Source organism: Methylobacterium sp. DB0501 (assembly GCF_011043735.1).
GTDB lineage: Bacteria > Pseudomonadota > Alphaproteobacteria > Rhizobiales > Beijerinckiaceae > Methylobacterium > Methylobacterium alsaeris.
The window spans coordinates 40,837-57,061 of sequence record NZ_JAAKGV010000007.1; the positions used below are offsets into that span (position 1 = coordinate 40,837).

The following is a 16,225-nucleotide window of genomic DNA, read 5'->3' on the forward strand; positions in this document are numbered from 1 at the left end:
CCCCGATGGCTTCCTCCCCCGTCCCGACCCCGACTCTCCCTGAGGCCGATCCGGACCTCGCGCCCCGCAACACCTCGGCGACGCGGCTGGCCAGCGCGCCGACGGCGGTGTCGCTGGAACGGGTCAACAAGTGGTACGGCGCCTTCCACGTCCTGCGCGACGTCGATCTCACCGTGCGCAAGGGCGAGCGGATCGTGATCTGCGGCCCCTCGGGCTCCGGCAAGTCGACCCTGATCCGCTGCATCAACCGCCTGGAGGAGCACCAGGCCGGCCGCATCGTGGTCGACGGCATCGAGCTCACCAACGACCTCAAGCGGATCGACGAGATCCGCCGCGAGGTCGGCATGGTCTTCCAGCACTTCAACCTGTTTCCGCACCTGACCGTGCTCGAGAACTGCACGCTCGCGCCGATCTGGGTGAAGAAGATGCCGAAGGCCGAGGCCGAGGCGATCGCCATGCAGTACCTGACCCGGGTGAAGATCCCCAATCAGGCGCACAAGTATCCGGGCCAGCTCTCCGGCGGCCAGCAGCAGCGCGTGGCGATCGCCCGCTCGCTGTGCATGGCGCCCAAGATCATGCTGTTCGACGAGCCGACCTCGGCGCTGGATCCCGAGATGGTCAAGGAGGTGCTCGACACGATGGTGGGGCTGGCCGACGAGGGCATGACCATGCTCTGCGTCACCCACGAGATGGGCTTCGCCCGCCAGGTCGCCGACCGGGTGATCTTCATGGACGAGGGCCAGATCGTCGAATCGAACACCCCGGAGGCGTTCTTCCGCGCGCCGGCGCACGAGCGGACCCGGCTGTTCCTGAGCCAGATCCTGCATTGAGGACGGGACGGGCGCCCGACGCAGGCCGGACGGGCGCCCCATCGACACCTCTCGGCGTCGAAACCGTCGCGGATGGCGCCGGCGGAACGAGGGCGGTTCTACCGCCCCGTCGCGACCGGCAGGTCCTCGCGCGACCCCCATTCCGACCAGGAGCCGTCGTACAGGGCGCGGGGCGGCCGGCCGAGGGTCTCGAGGGCGATGCTCACGATCGCCGCGGTGACGCCGGAGCCGCAGGTGGTGACCACCGGGCGGTCGAGGTCGATGCCGGCCTGGGCCACCGCCTCGCGCAAACGCGCCTCGTCCTTGAGCCGGCCGTTCTCCTGGAGCGCCGCGTAGTGGAGGTTCAGGGCGCCGGGCATGTGGCCGGGGCGCACGCCGGGGCGCGGCTCGGGCTCCTCGCCGGCGAAGCGGGGACCTGAGCGGGCATCGACCACCTGGGCCTGGCCGGCGAGCGCCCGCTGCACGTCGCCGACATTCGCCACGGCCGAGTGGTCGAGGCGGGCGGTGAAGTGGCGCCGGTCGCGCGGGCGGGCCTCGCCTTCCTCGACCGGGTGACCGCCGGCGACCCAGGCCGGGAAGCCGCCTTCGAGGATCGCGACCTCGCGGGCGCCGAACGCCTTCAGGGTCCAGCGCACCCGCGGGGCGGAAAACAGGCCCATCCCGTCATAGACCACGATGGTCATGCCGTCGCCGATGCCCATCTGGCGCATCCGCGAGGCGAAGGCCTCGGGCGAGGGCAGCATGTGCGGCAGGGCGCTCGCCTCGTCGCGGACCGCATCGATGTCGAAGCGGATCGCCCCCGGGATGTGGCCGGCGCGGTACTCGGCCTCGGCGTCACGCCCCATGGCCGGCAGGTACCAGGAACCGTCGAGCACGACGATGTCGGGCGCCGCGAGCCGCTCTGCGAGCCAGTCCGTCGTGACAAAGGGGCCGATCGACATGCTGCTGTGTCTCCGAAAGGGGCGCGCCCGGGGAAAGGACCATTCATGGGGGCCCCGGCGCCTATCCGGTGCATTCTGCCCGAATTCCGGGCGCCGCCGCCACCCGTCCGGGCGCGAAAGCGGCGTTTCGCGCCGGACGGGCCGCCTCTCCCGGCGGGAGTGAAGTCCTATCGAATGAGAGTGAGGCGGCGGCAGGGCCTGCCTAGAACGGGGCGTCCGTCCACCCGCGAGAGGCGAAAGAGCCCGATGCCCGCCGCGTCCTCCGTCCCCTGCCTCGTTTCCGTCACCTCGGCCGCCCCTGTCACGGTGCTTGGCACGGTGCTTGCGAAACACCCTGCACTGCACCCGCCGTGTCCACTCTCCCTTGCACGGCCGGGCGTGGTCGACGGGCCAGGCAGTGAGACTCCGAGGGCTGCCTGGCCCGCCCGTCCGCGGCGATGGACCGAGCGTGGATCCCTGCGCTATGCGGGCCCGCCCGGGTGTCGCGGGGCTGCCGCCTCGGGCGACCGGCGCGCGAGCCCGCGCGCGACAGGGAGGGTGCGATGAACGCGACGGCCCGTTTCGAATGGCCGATCCGGCCCGACCGGATCGAGGTCTCGTCCCTCGGCTACCTCGCCGCGGCGATCCTTCTCGCCGGGCGGCACGGAACACGGCAAGGGACGCTGCAGGGGAGGCACCATGAGACGCTGCCCTCCGCGACCGTGCACCGGCTGGTGCCGCGCCGGGCGCGGCCGCGGCTGACGCCGGTGCCGTCGGACGGCCTGCGCCGGGCGGCCGAAGCCTGAACGCGAAAAAGGCGGCCTCTCGGCCGCCTCGATCGGGGAGGCGGGCTCAAGCGAGCCCGCCGGTCGCGCCCCGGGGTCAGATTCGCGGCGAGCGGCCGCGCATCAGGCCGAAGATGGCCGAGACGGCGAACAGCACGATCGCCACGAAGAACACGATCTTGGCCGCCTCCATGGCGGTGCCGGCGATACCGCCGAAGCCCAGCAGAGCCGCGACGAGGGCGACGACGAGGAAGGTGATAGCCCAGCCGATCATTGGAAACTCCCGTTCGAAGGCTGCTGGATTGCTTCGCGGCGCCGTGCAGGGAAGCGTTGCAGCAAGTTGAACGAGAAACCACCGGACCGGGCGACAGGTTCCGCGGATTTTTTCGGATGAAACCCGCTTGCCGGCCGTGAGACCTACGCCACGCACGAGAGGCGCCGGCCCGGAACGGGCGGCGCACCAACTGTCCAACGCTGTGCGAGAGGGAGTGGCTCCCCGAGCAGGACTCGAACCTGCGACAAGGCGATTAACAGTCGCCTGCTCTACCAACTGAGCTATCGGGGATCGCGGCGGGACATCTAGCCGAGGCGGGCAGGGGGCGCAAGGGGTTTTGCGAGCCGGCTCCATTCGTGCCGCGGATCGCGGTTTTTGCCGCCGGAGCCTGTTGCGGAGCCGGGGCGGGCTCTGCTAGAGAGCCCTCGTCCCCGGGTTGTCCGCCCGACGCCGGGGAGACGGTGCAGCCGGCCTGAAGCGCCCGGCACGCCCGATCGTCGGTCGAGACCGACCCGGATGGCCTCGTGGCGGAGTGGTTACGCAGAGGACTGCAAATCCTTGCACCCCGGTTCGATTCCGGGCGAGGCCTCCATCTCTTCTCATCCCATCTCACGGTAGAGCGTAAGGGCGACGGGTTCGCCCAGGTTGCTCGAGGAATCCGATCCCGGCCGCGAGGCAGCGCGGATCCCCGGATCCTTGCCTTTTGCCCGGGGATCCACCACAACCGCGTCGCCCGACGGCTTGACCGTCGCCCAAGCTCCCCAGAGACGTTCATGCTCGACTACGCGCAAGCGCGCCGCCTCATGGTCGATTGCCAGCTCCGCACGTTCGACGTGACCGACATCGCGCTCCTCGACGCATTCGACGCCGTCCCGCGCGAGCGGTTCCTGCCGGCGGACCGTGCGGCCTTCGCCTATATCGACCAGCCCCAGGCGGTCGGGACCGAGGACGGCGAGACCCGCTTCATGCCGGCCCCGATGGTGCTGGCCCGCCTGATCCAGGCGCTCAGCCTGAAGCCCGGCAACCGCGTCCTCGATGTCGGGTCCGGCCTCGGCTACGGCGCCGCGATCCTGCATCGCCTCGGCGTCGAGGTCGTCGCCCTCGAATCGCTCCCCGGCCTCGCGGCGGCGGCGCGCGAGACCCTGGGCGGCGGCGTCACCGTCGAGACCGGCCCGCTCGACAAGGGCGCGGCCGGCCACGGCCCCTACGACGCGATCCTGGTCGAGGGTCAGGTCGAGCAGCGCCCGCAAGCCCTGCTGGACCAGCTCGCCGACGGCGGGCGCCTCGCCTGCGTCCAGGGGCAGGGCCGTCCGGCCAAGGCGACCCTATGGGTCCGCTCCGGCGACGCCTTCGGCTCGCGCCCGCTCTTCGACGCCACCCTGCCGCCGCTGCGCGCCTTCGCGGTCGAGGCCGGCTTCGCGTTCTAATGCGATGTCCGGAAGGTTGCTTCCGGACATCCTGCGACACGCCCTCGGGCGCGACGCTCCGCGCCCGACGCCATCCCCGAAAGGGGTAGGCCCGCCGCCGAAATACGGCGCCGGCCGGCCGCTCCGGCGGGGATTCCGAGGCCGAATTTCCTTGGTGCCCGATCCGGTGGCCCGCATCCCCGCGGCGGCAGCCCGGACCGGCCGGCTGCGGCGGCTCGCCCGGCAGGGGCGACATCGCCTCGCGGAAGCACTTCCTTCATCAATGGCTTGCAGGTTGCACCGACCCCGCCGCGGCCCGGCCGGGGCGACAGGGCGAATCGCCCTCCCGCGCCGGGCCGCACCCCCCGATTTCCCCAGAGGCACCTGTCGCTTTTTTGCGGCACTGGCGGCCAAACACAGCCGTCCACAGCGAGGGGACGGTGCCCCCGGAACCGCCCTCGGCTAAGGTCTCGCTCGAGGTGGGCACAGCGATATGAAGAGCCGGCTCCGACGCCCGGTGGCGCAGAGGCGGTCGATTGTGGGCTAGCCGCACAGGGTAGACAGGCGTGACTGACACAGGAACTCGGGCGTTCCGCGGGCTTCGGCTGGGCGGGTTCGCCGCCATGGTGCTCGCCATGGCGGGCCAGGGCGCGGCCGCGGAAACCCTGGAGACCGCTCTCGCGCGGGCCTATGCGGGCAACCCGACGCTCAACGCGCAGCGCGCCGGTCAGCGCGCCACCGACGAGAACGTGCCGCGGGCCCTGGCGGGCTACCGTCCGACCGTCACCGGCTCCGCGAGCGCGGGCGTCTCGTACATCTCGGGCAAGCTCAGCGCCCTGGCGGCGGGCGCCGGCGGTGGCGGCGTCCAGGAGACGCTCTACCCGCGCTCCGTCGGCATCGGCGTGCAGCAGACCCTGTTCAACGGCTTTCGAACCGACAACCAGACCCGCCAGGCCGAATCTCAGGTGCTGGGCGGCCGGGAGACCCTGCGCAACACCGAGATGCAGACGCTGTTCTCGGCGGCACAGGCCTACATGAACGTGCTGGCGGACACCGCCACGCTCGAGCTCAACCGCAACAACGTCGAGGTGCTCGAGGAGCAGCTCCGCCAGACCCGCGACCGCTTCAACGTCGGCGAGGTCACCCGCACCGACGTCGCCCAGGCCGAGGCGCGGCTCGCCGGCGCCCGGGCCCAGGTCAGCCTGGCCGAGGCGAACCTGCGCACCAGCATCGCGACCTTCCGGCAGGTGATCGGCGTCGAGCCGCGCCAGCTCGCCCCCGGCCGCCCGATCGACCGCTACGTGCCGGGCACGCTGACGGCGGCGGTCGATATCGGGCTCGCCGAGCACCCGGCGATCCTCTCCGCCCTCCACGCCGTGGACGCGGCGGAGGCGCAGGTGAAGATCGCCGAATCGACGCTCTACCCGACGGCGACCATCACCGGGAACGCGGCGCAGACCCTCGACCAGCAGATCGCCGGCACGCGCTACTTCCAGGGCTCGATCATCGGCCAGCTCTCGGTTCCGCTCTACCAGGGCGGCGCCGAATACGCCCAGATCCGCCAGGCCAAGGAGCAGGTCGGCCAGGCCCGGCTCCAGGCCGAGTTCACCCGCGATCAGGTCCGCGCCGGCATCGTCACCGCCTGGGGCGCCCTCGAGGCGGCCAAGGCCCGCGTCATCGCCTCGCAGGCCCAGGTCCAGGCCAACGAGGTGGCGCTGAACGGCGTGCGCGAGGAGGCCCGGGTCGGCCAGCGCACGACCCTCGACGTGCTGAACGCCCAGCAGGAACTGCTGACCGCCCGCGTCAGCCTGATCGCCGCCCAGCGCGACCGGGTGGTGGGCTCCTACCAGGTGGTGCAGACCGTCGGCCGCCTCACCACCCGCTTCATCTCGGTCCCGGTGGCGCAGTACAGCGCCAAGCAGCATTACGACCAGGTCAAGGACCTCTGGTACGGCGTGCGCACGCCGGACGGCCGCTGATCGCGGCGGCCGGGGGGCTGGTGCTCCCTGCCGGGGGCGCGATGCCTCCCTGTGAGTTGCGGGCCGTCTCGCTTGTGCGGGGCCGGCCCTGTGGAATACTGCGTATCTCGACCCCCCGATCCTCTGCACTCGAGCGTTGAGCCGGATGAGCGCCGCGAGCCCCAAGACGCAGGACAAGACGCAGGAACCCTCGATGGAGGAGATCCTCGCCTCCATCCGCCGCATCATCGCCGACGACCAGAAGCCGGCCGAGCCGCCCGCCGCCGGGTCGCGGCCCGTGGCGGTGCCGGACCCCGAGCCGGAGGAGGACGACGTGCTCGACCTCGCCGGGATCGCGGCCCCGCTGCCCAAGCCCGCGCCCAAGCCGGCCCCGGCCCCCGCGCCGAAGCCCGAACCGGTCGCCAAGGCCCCGCCGGAGCCCGCGCCGAGCTTCGACGAGCAGTTCGACCCGATGTCGGAGATCGCCTTCCGCGACGAGCCGATGGATTTCGACGCCATCGAGATCGAGCCGGAGCCGGTGAAGGCCGCCCCGCCGCCGGAGCCCCCGAAGGCCGTGGCCCCGCCCGCGCCGCCGCCGGAGCCGCCGCGTCCGAGCGTCGAGGACCGGCTCCTGTCGCAGGCGACCGACGCCACGGTCACCCACGCCTTCGACCTCCTCGCCAGCACGGTGCTGACCCGCAACGCCCGCACCATCGAGGATCTGGTGCAGGACATGCTGCGTCCGATGCTGAAATCCTGGCTCGACGACAACCTGCCGGTCCTGGTCGAGCGGCTGGTCCGCGCCGAGATCGAGCGCGTCGCGAGAGGCCGTTGAATCGCGGACGGTCCGTTCGGGTCGGTGATCTGGACGCCCTCCAGTTGACGGAACGGTGCGGGTCCGCTTGAAAGCGGGCTCGGGGGCCGGCCGCTCGCGCGGCCGGCCTCGTTCGTTTCTGGTCCCGGCGTCCCGGGGCCATCGTCCGCCGGCGGGACGCGCCCTTGAGGCCGCGACCCGAGGCGGCGCCGTGCGAGTGGCTGTGTCAGCGATGATGGACAAGACCTTCGATCCCGCCGCCGTCGAGGCGCGCATCGCCGCAGAGTGGGAGGAGGCGCAGGCCTTCCGGGCCGGGCGCCCGGACCGCGCCGGCGCCGAGCCCTACAGCATCATGATCCCGCCGCCGAACGTGACGGGCTCGCTGCATATGGGCCACGCCCTCAACAACACGCTGCAGGACGTGCTCGCCCGCTTCGAGCGCCTGCGCGGCAAGGACGTGCTGTGGCAGCCCGGCACCGATCACGCCGGCATCGCCACCCAGATGGTGGTGGAGCGCCGTCTCGCCGAGCAGCAGCAGCCCGACCGCCGCTCCTTGGGCCGGGCGGAGTTCGTCCGCCGGGTCTGGGAGTGGAAGGCGGAATCCGGCGGCACCATCGTCAACCAGTTGAAGCGCCTCGGTGCCTCCTGCGACTGGTCGCGGGAGCGCTTCACCATGGACGAGGGCCTGTCGAAGGCGGTCCTGAAGGTCTTCGTCGACCTGCACGCGCAAGGCCTGATCTACCGCGACAAGCGCCTGGTGAACTGGGACCCGAAGTTCCAGACCGCGATCTCCGACCTCGAGGTGCAGCAGGTCGAGGTGAAGGGCCATCTCTGGCACTTCGCCTATCCGGTGGTGGACGACGCGGGCCACGAGACCGGCGAGACCATCACGGTGGCCACGACCCGGCCCGAGACCATGCTGGGCGACACCGCCGTCGCGGTCCACCCCGAGGACGAGCGCTACCGGGCGCTGGTCGGCAAGCGCCTGCGCCTGCCGCTGGTCGGCCGCCTGATCCCCGTCGTCGCCGACGAGTATTCCGATCCCGAGAAGGGCACCGGTGCGGTCAAGATCACGCCGGCGCACGATTTCAACGACTTCGAGGTCGGCCGCCGGCACGGACTCGCGCAGATCAATATCCTGGACGAGGAAGCCCGCATAAACCTCGACGGCAATGCGGACTTCCTGGAAGGTTCGGCGCCGGAGCCCGAGGCCCTGGCGCTGCACGGCCTCGATCGCTTCAAGGCCCGCGAGACGGTCGTCGCGCTCATGGAGGAGCGCGGCCGGCTGGTGACCATCGAGCCCAACGCCCACGCGGTGCCGCACGGCGACCGCTCGGGCGTGGTGATCGAGCCCTACCTGACCGACCAGTGGTACGTGAACGTCAAGCCGCTGGCCGAGCGGGCGCTGCAGGCGGTGCGCGACGGGCGCACCCGCTTCGTGCCCGAGACCTACGAGAAGACCTACTTCCAGTGGCTCGAGAACATCGAGCCGTGGTGCATCTCGCGCCAGCTGTGGTGGGGCCACCAGATCCCGGCCTGGTACGACCCGGAGGGGAACTGCTTCGTCGCCCACACGGAAGAGGAGGCCCTGGCGAAAGCCGCCGAGAAGCACGGCCGCGCCGTCGCCTTGCGCCGCGACGAGGACGTGCTCGACACCTGGTTCTCGTCCGGCCTGTGGCCGTTCTCGACCCTCGGCTGGCCCGACGCCACGCCGGAGCTGGCCCGCTACTACCCGACCAGCGCCCTGGTGACGGGCTTCGACATCATTTTCTTCTGGGTTGCCAGGATGATGATGCTCGGCCTTCACGCCCTCGATGAAGTGCCGTTCCGGACCGTCTACATCCACGCCCTCGTCCGCGACGAGAAGGGCGCCAAGATGTCGAAGTCCAAGGGCAACGTGGTCGATCCCCTCGACCTCGTCGACCGCTACGGCGCGGATGCCCTGCGCTTCACCCTGGCGGCCATGGCGGCGCAGGGACGCGACATCAAGCTCTCGGTGCAACGCGTTGAGGGCTATCGGAACTTCGCCACGAAGCTCTGGAACGCCGCCCGCTTCGCCGAGATGAACGGCTGCCGGCTCGACCCGGCCTTCGCGCCGGCCGGCGTGACCCAGACACTGAACGCCTGGGCGCTCGGCGAGGCCGCGCGGGCGGTGGCCGAGGTGACCGGCGCCATCGAGGCCTACCGCTTCAACGACGCCGCCAACGCCGCCTACCGCTTCGTCTGGAACGTCTTCTGCGACTGGTACCTGGAACTGGCCAAGCCCGTGCTCCAGGGCGAGGACGGGCCGGCGAAGGAGGAGACGCAGCGGACGATCGCCTGTCTGATCGACCAGATCTGCGTGCTGCTGCACCCGTTCATGCCGTTCCTCACCGAGGAATTGTGGGCGACCAAGGCGCGCGAGGCCGGGATCGAGCGCGGGCTTCTCGCGCTCGCCGCCTGGCCGGATCTCGGCGCGCTGGCGAAACCCGAGGCGGAAGCCGAGATCGGCTGGGTCGTCGACCTCGTCTCGGAGATCCGCTCGGCCCGTTCGGAGACGAACGTGCCGGCCGGCGCCCAGATCCCCCTGGTGCTGGTGGCCCCGAGCGAGGCGGTGCGCGAGCGCGTCTCGCGCTGGGGCGACACCGTGCGGCGGCTGGGCCGCATCGCCTCGATCGCAATCGCCGAGGGCAGCCCGCGCAACGCCGTGCAGCTGATCGTGCGCGGCGAGGTCGCGGCCCTGCCGCTCGAAGGCGTGGTCGACCTCGCCGCCGAGGTGGCGCGGCTGACGAAGGAGGATGCCAAGCTCGGCGGCGAGGTGGGCAAGATCGACGCCAAGCTCGGCAATGCCGACTTCCTCGCCCGTGCGCCCGAGGAGGTGGTGGAGGAGCAGCGCGAGCGCCGCGAGGCGGCCATCGCCCGCCGCGAGAAGGTGCGCGAGGCCCTGACGCGGCTCCAGGGTTGACGGCCGGCACCGCGACGCGACGGCCTCCGCGGTGGCTGCCCGCCGTGGCGGACTGGCCGCGTTGCGCCGCCTCGGGCGGCGGGCCACCGCCCTCGCGGCCGTGCTCGCCGCCACGCTCACGGTGGCGGCTTGGCTCACCGCCCGGCCGGGCGATCCGGCCCTCTATCCGCCGGCGCCCGGCGCGGAGACGGTCACGGTGCGGCTCGTCGCCCAGGCCTGGCATTCCGGCCTGCTGCTGCCGCGCGAGGATCTGGCCCGGGCGGCGGCCGAGGCCGGGGACGGGGCGCTGGTGGAGGTGACGGAGCGCTTCGGCGCCTATCCGGCCCTCGAGATCGGCTGGGGCGATGCCGGCTTCTACCGCACCGTGCCGACGATCGAGGCCCTCGACTGGCGGCTGGCGCTCCGGGCGCTGTTCACCCCGGGCGGACGCCCGGCGGTCCTGCACGTGGTCGGGGTCGCGGCCGCGCCCGAAGCCGCTTTTCCGGGAGCCGAGATCGTGACGCTGCACCTGTCGCGGGCGGGCTTTCGCCGCCTCGCGGCGGCGCTCGGCCGCGCGGTCGGCGCGCGGGACGGCCACCCGGTGGTGCTGGGTCCCGGCCTCTACGGCCCGAGCCTGTTCTACGCCGCGCAAGGGCGCTTCGGCCTGCTTCACGTCTGCAACCACTGGAGCGCCGGGCTCCTCAACGAAGCCGGCCTCCCGGTCACGCCGCTCCTCGACACATTGCCCCGGGGCCTCGTCCTCGATCTCGCGTGGGGCGCGGGCGCTCACGCGCCCTGAGGATCGGCGGGCGTCGGAGCCCCGCGCCGGAGGGCACGCCACAGGACGCCCCTCAGCCGCTCGCGAAACGGCACCCGGCCGCTGCGGGCGAGGTCGCGGCCGCAGGTCCGGGCCGTGGCGCGGTCGAACTGGAAGGCGATCTCGGTACCCTCGGCGAGCCGGAGCGCGAGGGCCGGCACCCCGGGGGCGACCTCGCCGGCCGTCCAGCCGAGGACCGGGAAGAAGCAGTTCTCGACCCGCGTGCCCGCCGGCACGTCCTGCGCCGCATCCGCCGCCACGGAGGCGGTGGCGAGCAGCGCCACGCCGAGCTCGGCGGCCTCGGCGGGAGCGAGCCGGATCGCGTAGTCCCGCGGCCCGAACGCCACCACGAGCTCGACCTCGTCCGGTCCGGCGGTCACGACCGAGAAGCGCGGCGCGCCGCCGGGCGCAGTCCCGGGAGCCGGCGCCGCCGCGGCAGGGGGCACGGCCTCGGCGGGCTTCGATGCGTCGGCGGAGGTCGAAGCCCCGGGAGGCTTCGAAACCTCGGGAGGAATCGAAGCCTCAGGAGACGCGGTCTCGGAAGAGGTCATGCAGGGCCGGTCGCTCGCGTGCCGTGGCGGGATCGTCCCGCCAACCGTAGCGTCTGGCCTTTCGTCGGGGCAAGCGCTGACGCCGTGCGTCAGCGCACCGTGTCGCCGGGTGGGTCGCCGGGAGTGTTGGAGGCTTGCCTGGCCTTGCCCTCTTGCTTGGCCTGGCCCTCCGGCTTGATCCCGACCCGCTGGTCCTGGCGCAGGAGCTGGAGATGGTCGGTGGCGATCCGGTCGCCGGCCTTCAGGCCCTTCAGGATCGCCGTACGGTCGCCGAACTCCTCGCCGGTCTCGACGGGCGTCATCGCCACCCTGCCGTCATCGGCGACGCGCCAGACGATGCGCTGGTCGAGCTGGGCCGAGAGCGCAACCGTCGGCACCAGCAGGCGCTCCTCCGTGCCGACCTGCACCCGGGTGCGCACGAACTCGCCCGGCAGGTAGCGCTCGTCGGCGTTGGGCAGCCAGGCCCGGATCAGGCGGCGGGCGGTGCGGGGGTCGAAGCGGTTGTCGAGCTTGTAGACCGTCGCCTTCCGCTCCGGCCTTCCCTGGACATCGAGGGTCTGGATGAAGGCGCGGTTCTCCTTGAGCGCCGCGCGCACGGCCTCCGAATCCTCCACCGAGAGCGCCACCTGCACCTCGATCGGATCGACCTGGACCACGCTGACGAGCTGGGTGGCGTTCTCGTTGACGTGGTCGCCGACATTGACGTCGGAGAGGCTGGAGCGCCCGTCGAAGGGCGCGCGCAACACCGCGTATTCCAGGTTGAGCTTCTGACGGGCGATCGCGGCCTCCGCCTCCTGCACCCGGCTGCGGGCGACCTGGCGGTTGCTCTCGAGCTGCTGGTAGCGCTGCTCGGAGGCGTAGCCCTTGTCGGCAAGGGTCTGGGTGCGGTCGACCTCGGTCTCCGCGAAGGCGAGTTGCGCCGCCGCCTGCTCGCGCTGGGCCTCGGCCGTGCGCAACGCCACCTCGAACGGCCGCGGGTCGATGCGGAACAGCACCTGGCCCCGCTTGACGTGGCCGCCCGGCTCGAACGGCCGCTCCACCACCACGCCGGTGACCCGGGGCTGGAGCGCGGCGTCCTTCGGCGAGATCACCGTGCCGGTATACGAGAAGGCGACCGGCACGGTCTCGGGGGCGGCCCGCGCCACCGCGACGTCGAACTCGGGCGCCTCGGGCTCCGCCTTCGGCGGGGCCGGCGGCGCCAGGAATTGCGCCACCGGACCGGGCAGGGCGCCGGAGACGCCGGCCGGCAGCGGATGGCCGATCCCCCACCACAGGCCGGCCCCGGCGGCGACGGCGGTCAGGCCGACGAGGCCGTAGCGAAAACCCGCTCGCACGATGCTGGACCTCCTGTCGAGGGGCAGGGCCGCCCTGGACGACGATGAACGACGAAGACAACGACGGATGATGCGGCGCAGTTTCCGGATCGTATCCGCAAGGTAACCGTATGGGGAACTCTCTAGAACGCGATCGCGTTGCACGAGACGTCATCACCATACCGTCGCAGGCCCCGGGGCCCGACCCCCGAGCCGGGCTCGCGGCGGCGGCCCTCGCGGCGGCCCGGCGGCTCACCGGGACGCGGGATGTTCGCCTACTTCGTCGACCGGCCCGTCCTGGCGGGCGTGATCTCGGTGCTCGTCACCCTGATCGGGGCCGTGGCGGGGTTCTCCCTGCCGATCGCGCAGTTTCCCGAGATCGCGCCGCCGATCATCAACATCCAGGCGACCTATCCGGGCGCCACGGCGCAGCAGGCCTACGAGGCGATCGCGATCCCGCTCGAGCAGGAGATCAACGGCGCCCAGGACCTGATCTACATCAGCTCGACCAGCAACGCCGACGGCAGCGTGAACGTGGACGCGACCTTCGAGGTCGGCTCCGACCTCAACGCGGCCGCCGCCGACGTGCTGACCCGGGCCCAGCGCGCCGAATCGCGCCTGCCGCAGGCGGTGCGCGACCAGGGCCTCGAGATCGTGAAGTCGTCGCGCCAGCGCCTCGGCAACGTCGTGCTCTACAGCGACGACAACCGCTACGACGAGCTGTTCCTGTCGAACTGGGCCGAGACCCAGGTGATCAAGCCCCTGCGCCGGGTCACCGGCATGGGTCGTATCGTCAACTTCTCGAACAAGCGCTACGCGATGCGGGTCTGGCTCGACCCGGCCCGGATGGAGTCGCTCGGCATCGGCCCGAGCCAGATCGTCCAGGCGGTCGAGCAGCAGAACGCCCAGATCACCGTCGGCTCGCTCGGCAAGGAGCCGGTGCGCGACGCCCCCGCCTTCGAGTTGCAGATCGTCACCAAGGGCCGCCTGACCGAGCCCAGGGAGTTCGCCGACGTCGTGATCCGGGCCAATCCCGACGGCTCGGTGGTGCGCATCCGCGACGTCGGCCGGGTCGAGCTCGGCTCGGAGCAGTATGGCAGCCGCTCGACCTACGACAACAAGCCCGCCGCCTCGCTCGGCCTGTTCCAGAACCCGGAGGCCAACGCCGTCGAGGTGATGAAGGGCGTCCACGCCACCATGAAGGACCTGGCCAAGCGCTTTCCCCCGGGCCTGCAATACAAGATCGCCCTCGACCGCACCGAGTTCGTCACCGCCTCGATCCACGAGGTCATCAAGACCCTGATCGAGGCGATCGTGCTGGTCGTCGTCATCACCTACCTCTTTCTCCAGAGCTGGCGCGCGACCCTGATCCCGGCAATCGCGGTGCCGGTGGCCCTGATCGGCACCTTCGGGCCGATGGCCGTGCTCGGCTTCTCGTTCAACACCTTGAGCCTGCTCGGCCTCGTCCTGGCGGTGGGGCTCGTGGTCGACGACGCGATCATCGTGGTCGAGAACACCGAGCGGCTGATGGAGGAGGGACAGGAACCCCGCGAGGCCGCCCGCGAGGCGGTGAACGAGGTGGCGGGACCCGTCATCGCCACCACCCTGGTGCTCGCCGCCCTGTTCGTGCCGGTCGCCTTCATCCCGGGGCTGACCGGCCAGCTCTACAACCAGTTCGCGCTCACCATCGCGATCTCGGTGCTGATCTCGGCTCTGGTCTCGCTCACGCTCACGCCGGCGCTCTGCGCGCTGCTGCTCAAGCCCCACGACAGGCAAGCGCACCGGAGCCGCTGGCGGGCCCCCCTGCGCTGGTTCAACGCCGCCCTCGACCGGGCGACCGGGTTCGCGGTCGGCTCGGCGGGGCGGCTGTCGCGCCACCTCGTGGCGACGGGGCTGGTCTTCCTGGGTCTGGCCGGATTGACGGCCTGGATGGTCGCGAGCCGCCCGAGCGCCTTCGTGCCGCAGGAGGACCAGGGCTACTTCTTCGCCGACATCGCGATGCCGAAGGGCGCCTCCGTCGGCCGCACCGCCGCGATGGTGGAGGAGGTCGGCCGGGCGGTCCTCGACCAGCCCTCGGCCGCCGGCACGATCGGGGTCGCCGGGCGTGGCATCCTGGCCGACGTCACGGCGCCGTTCTACGGCTTCCAGATCCCGACCCTGAAGCCCTGGGACGAGCGCGAGGAGACGGTCGCCGAGGTGATCGGGCGGCTGCGCAAGCAGTTCAAGACCCATCCGGACGGGGTGCTGCGCATCGTCGACCCGTCGCCGCTGCCGGGCCTCGGCTCCCGCGGCGGCCTGACGCTGGAATTGCAGGACCGCAGCGGCGAGGGCGGGCTCACGCTCGCCCGGACCGCCGAGGGCTTCATCGCGCAACTGAAGAAACTGCCGGAGATCGGCGGCGCCACCGCCACCACGAGCTACGGCGTGCCGCAGCTGCGCCTCGACATCGACCGCGCCAAGGCCGAGCAGCTCGGCGTCAGCCTGCCGTCCTTGTTCGACGCGCTCGGCACCTATGTCGGCTCGTCCTTCGTCAACCTCTTCAACAAGTTCGGCTTCGTCTACCAGGTCTACGTCCAGAGCGAGTCGCAAGGCAGGCGCACGATCCAGGACCTGTCGCGGCTGACGGTGCCGAACAACCGCGGCGAGCCGGTGCAGATCGGCGCGCTCGTCACGCCGCATTTCGTCAGCGGGCCGACGGCGGTCCTGTCCTACAACACCTATCCGGCGATCGAGATCGCGCTCGACACCGCCGAGACGGCCAGCTCGGGCGCGGCCATCGCCGCCGTCGAGCGCCTGGCCGACACGGCGCTGCCGACCGACTACGCGGTGGAGTGGACCGAGGTCGCCTACCAGGAAAAGATCGCCGGCGGCTGGGCGCCGCTGATCTTCGGGCTCGGCGTGGTGATGATCGTGCTGCTGCTCGCCGGCCAGTACGAGAGCCTGCGGCTGCCCTTCGTGGTGATCCTGGTGACGCCGCTCGCCCTGTTCGGCGCCGTCGGGGCGCTGGCGCTGCGTGACCTCCCCCTCGACATCTTCGGGCAGATCGGGCTCCTGCTCCTCGTGGGGCTGGCGGCCAAGAACGCGATCCTGCTCGTCTCCTTCGCCCGCGACCTGCGGGAGAAGGGCGAGGACGCGGTCACGGCGGCGAAAGGCGCGGTGCGCCTTCGGATGCGGCCGATCCTGATGACCTCCTTCGCCTTCATCCTCGGCTCGGTGCCGCTCGCCGTCGCCAGCGGCGCCAGCGCCAATGCCCGGATCTCGATGGGCACGGTGGTGATCGGCGGCCTTCTCGTCGCGACGCTGCTCACCCTGTTCGTCACCCCGGTCTTCTACGTCGCGGCCGAGCGGCTGGCGGCAGGCCGCACGCGCAAGGCGGCGGACGAGGAGGCGCAGGAGACGCCGCGCGGGGCGCCGCATCCGGCGGAGTAGGCGGCTTCAAGCCTGTGGACGGCGGTGGAGGGGACTCGCGCGGGAACGACCGTTACGCTTTCATTTACGCAAGGCCGGCAGGGTCCTCTCAAGTGCAGCGTAACCCTGTGCGGCCTTGAGGCCCGCATCCCGACCCTTCCGGGCGGGCGGCGGCCTCGGGCGGCACGGGATCCGAGGGGTCGATGGCGGGATCTTCGAAGAGCGG

General features: G+C 71.7%; 12 protein-coding genes and 2 tRNA genes. 9 read left to right on the plus strand and 5 right to left on the minus strand.

The annotated features are described in order from the left end of the window. Positions 1-5: 5 nt before the first annotated feature. The gene (locus G4G93_RS11700) at positions 6-830 is read left to right on the plus strand and encodes an amino acid ABC transporter ATP-binding protein (protein WP_165084386.1); all 825 of its coding nucleotides are present in this window, start codon (positions 6-8) and stop codon (positions 828-830) included. A 98-nt stretch (positions 831-928) separates the two neighbouring features. Here G4G93_RS11700 and sseA read toward each other — a convergent pair whose 3' ends face one another. Further along, the gene (gene sseA, locus G4G93_RS11705; RefSeq protein WP_165084388.1) at positions 929-1,771 is read right to left on the minus strand and encodes a 3-mercaptopyruvate sulfurtransferase; all 843 of its coding nucleotides are present in this window, start codon (positions 1,769-1,771) and stop codon (positions 929-931) included. Positions 1,772-2,313: 542 nt separating this feature from the next. Between sseA and G4G93_RS11710 the strand changes: the two genes are divergently transcribed. Beyond that, the gene (locus tag G4G93_RS11710) at positions 2,314-2,556 is read left to right on the plus strand and encodes a hypothetical protein (protein WP_165084390.1); all 243 of its coding nucleotides are present in this window, start codon (positions 2,314-2,316) and stop codon (positions 2,554-2,556) included. A 76-nt stretch (positions 2,557-2,632) separates the two neighbouring features. Here G4G93_RS11710 and G4G93_RS11715 read toward each other — a convergent pair whose 3' ends face one another. Further along, positions 2,633-2,809 (minus strand): DUF1328 domain-containing protein, encoded by a 177-nt coding sequence (locus tag G4G93_RS11715; protein ID WP_048431004.1) that lies wholly within the window; start codon positions 2,807-2,809, stop codon positions 2,633-2,635. Between the two features lie 215 nt (positions 2,810-3,024). Next, positions 3,025-3,100: transfer RNA gene (locus tag G4G93_RS11720), tRNA-Asn, on the minus strand. A 227-nt stretch (positions 3,101-3,327) separates the two neighbouring features. Here G4G93_RS11720 and G4G93_RS11725 point away from each other — a divergent pair. The 6 genes from G4G93_RS11725 to G4G93_RS11750 all read left to right on the plus strand — a co-directional run bounded on the left by G4G93_RS11725 (position 3,328) and on the right by G4G93_RS11750 (position 10,709). Beyond that, a tRNA-Cys gene (locus tag G4G93_RS11725) sits at positions 3,328-3,401 on the plus strand. Positions 3,402-3,582: 181 nt separating this feature from the next. Then, positions 3,583-4,236 carry a protein-L-isoaspartate O-methyltransferase gene (locus tag G4G93_RS11730; RefSeq protein ID WP_165084392.1) on the plus strand — a complete coding sequence of 218 codons (654 nt, stop codon included), beginning with the start codon at positions 3,583-3,585 and terminating at the stop codon, positions 4,234-4,236. A gap of 545 nt (positions 4,237-4,781) precedes the next feature. Continuing rightward, complete coding sequence (locus G4G93_RS11735; protein ID WP_165084394.1) at positions 4,782-6,194, plus strand: TolC family outer membrane protein; 1,413 nt, start codon at positions 4,782-4,784, stop codon at positions 6,192-6,194. A gap of 145 nt (positions 6,195-6,339) precedes the next feature. Continuing rightward, entirely contained in the window at positions 6,340-7,008 is a 669-nt protein-coding gene (locus tag G4G93_RS11740) for a PopZ family protein (protein WP_246736708.1), read from the plus strand. 211 nt (positions 7,009-7,219) lie between these two features. Beyond that, complete coding sequence (locus tag G4G93_RS11745; RefSeq protein WP_165084404.1) at positions 7,220-9,931, plus strand: valine--tRNA ligase; 2,712 nt, start codon at positions 7,220-7,222, stop codon at positions 9,929-9,931. Between the two features lie 31 nt (positions 9,932-9,962). Continuing rightward, a complete protein-coding gene (locus tag G4G93_RS11750; RefSeq protein ID WP_312891910.1) occupies positions 9,963-10,709 on the plus strand; it encodes a DUF2459 domain-containing protein in 747 nt (248 codons plus the stop codon). On the opposite strand, the gene G4G93_RS11755 is transcribed toward G4G93_RS11750, so the two are convergent. Then, the gene (locus tag G4G93_RS11755) at positions 10,697-11,173 is read right to left on the minus strand and encodes a hypothetical protein (protein ID WP_165084406.1); all 477 of its coding nucleotides are present in this window, start codon (positions 11,171-11,173) and stop codon (positions 10,697-10,699) included. The two genes, G4G93_RS11750 and G4G93_RS11755, sit on opposite strands and share 13 nt — an antisense overlap. Positions 11,174-11,367: 194 nt before the next feature. After that, a complete protein-coding gene (locus G4G93_RS11760; protein WP_165084408.1) occupies positions 11,368-12,612 on the minus strand; it encodes an efflux RND transporter periplasmic adaptor subunit in 1,245 nt (414 codons plus the stop codon). Positions 12,613-12,858: 246 nt separating this feature from the next. On the opposite strand from G4G93_RS11760, the gene G4G93_RS11765 reads away from it, so the two are divergent. Further along, the gene (locus tag G4G93_RS11765) at positions 12,859-16,020 is read left to right on the plus strand and encodes an efflux RND transporter permease subunit (RefSeq protein ID WP_165084410.1); all 3,162 of its coding nucleotides are present in this window, start codon (positions 12,859-12,861) and stop codon (positions 16,018-16,020) included. Positions 16,021-16,225 lie beyond the last annotated feature (205 nt).

Excerpts from the sequence above, each read along its gene's own strand:
- G4G93_RS11700 (WP_165084386.1), top strand. The coding sequence starts at position 6 with ATGGCTTCCTCCCCCGTCCCGACCCCGACTCTCCCTGAGGCCGATCCG.
- sseA (WP_165084388.1), bottom strand. The coding sequence starts at position 1,771 with ATGTCGATCGGCCCCTTTGTCACGACGGACTGGCTCGCAGAGCGGCTC.
- G4G93_RS11710 (WP_165084390.1), top strand. The coding sequence starts at position 2,314 with ATGAACGCGACGGCCCGTTTCGAATGGCCGATCCGGCCCGACCGGATC.
- G4G93_RS11715 (WP_048431004.1), bottom strand. The coding sequence starts at position 2,809 with ATGATCGGCTGGGCTATCACCTTCCTCGTCGTCGCCCTCGTCGCGGCT.
- G4G93_RS11730 (WP_165084392.1), top strand. The coding sequence starts at position 3,583 with ATGCTCGACTACGCGCAAGCGCGCCGCCTCATGGTCGATTGCCAGCTC.
- G4G93_RS11740 (WP_246736708.1), top strand. The coding sequence starts at position 6,340 with ATGAGCGCCGCGAGCCCCAAGACGCAGGACAAGACGCAGGAACCCTCG.
- G4G93_RS11745 (WP_165084404.1), top strand. The coding sequence starts at position 7,220 with ATGATGGACAAGACCTTCGATCCCGCCGCCGTCGAGGCGCGCATCGCC.
- G4G93_RS11765 (WP_165084410.1), top strand. The coding sequence starts at position 12,859 with ATGTTCGCCTACTTCGTCGACCGGCCCGTCCTGGCGGGCGTGATCTCG.